The 670-nt window shown below is 52.2% G+C and carries 6 tRNA genes; all 6 read left to right on the plus strand.

The window, feature by feature from the left end:
* Positions 1-50: 50 nt before the first annotated feature.
* The 6 genes from K9V48_RS28360 to K9V48_RS28385 all read left to right on the plus strand — a co-directional run bounded on the left by K9V48_RS28360 (position 51) and on the right by K9V48_RS28385 (position 625).
* A tRNA-Pro gene (locus K9V48_RS28360) sits at positions 51-127 on the plus strand.
* A 20-nt stretch (positions 128-147) separates the two neighbouring features.
* Positions 148-220, plus strand: a tRNA-Ala gene (locus tag K9V48_RS28365).
* Positions 221-249: 29 nt separating this feature from the next.
* Positions 250-326 (plus strand) — tRNA-Met (locus K9V48_RS28370).
* A gap of 4 nt (positions 327-330) precedes the next feature.
* A tRNA-Ile gene (locus K9V48_RS28375) sits at positions 331-407 on the plus strand.
* Positions 408-421: 14 nt separating this feature from the next.
* A tRNA-Ser gene (locus K9V48_RS28380) sits at positions 422-514 on the plus strand.
* Between the two features lie 34 nt (positions 515-548).
* A tRNA-Met gene (locus tag K9V48_RS28385) sits at positions 549-625 on the plus strand.
* Positions 626-670: the final 45 nt, after the last annotated feature.

Raw genomic sequence — 670 nt, forward strand, 5'->3', positions numbered from 1 at the left:
CTACGGATCAAAAGGTTAGGGGTTCGACTCCTCTCGGGCGCGCCATATGACGGGAAGTAGCTCAGCTTGGTAGAGCACTTGGTTTGGGACCAAGGGGTCGCAGGTTCGAATCCTGTCTTCCCGACCATTCCTAAACGAAACTTTCTTGGGGCCTTAGCTCAGCTGGGAGAGCGCCTGCCTTGCACGCAGGAGGTCAGCGGTTCGATCCCGCTAGGCTCCACTTTATAATTGAATTTATATTATCATTTTGGCGGTGTAGCTCAGCTGGCTAGAGCATTCGGTTCATACCCGAAAGGTCGTGGGTTCGACTCCCTCCGCCGCTACCAAAATGGACCTTTAGCTCAGTTGGTTAGAGCAGACGGCTCATAACCGTCCGGTCGTAGGTTCGAGTCCTACAAGGTCCACCACTTTTTAAATATACGGAGGAATACCCAAGTCCGGCTGAAGGGATCGGTCTTGAAAACCGACAGGGGTGTCAAAACCCGCGGGGGTTCGAATCCCCCTTCCTCCTCCATATTTAAAATATAAAATTAAACGATTCTAATTATCGCGGGGTGGAGCAGTTCGGTAGCTCGTCGGGCTCATAACCCGAAGGTCGCAGGTTCAAATCCTGTCCCCGCAACCAAAATGGTCCGGTAGTTCAGTTGGTTAGAATGCCTGCCTGTCACGC

Source organism: Metabacillus rhizolycopersici, from assembly GCF_020075705.1.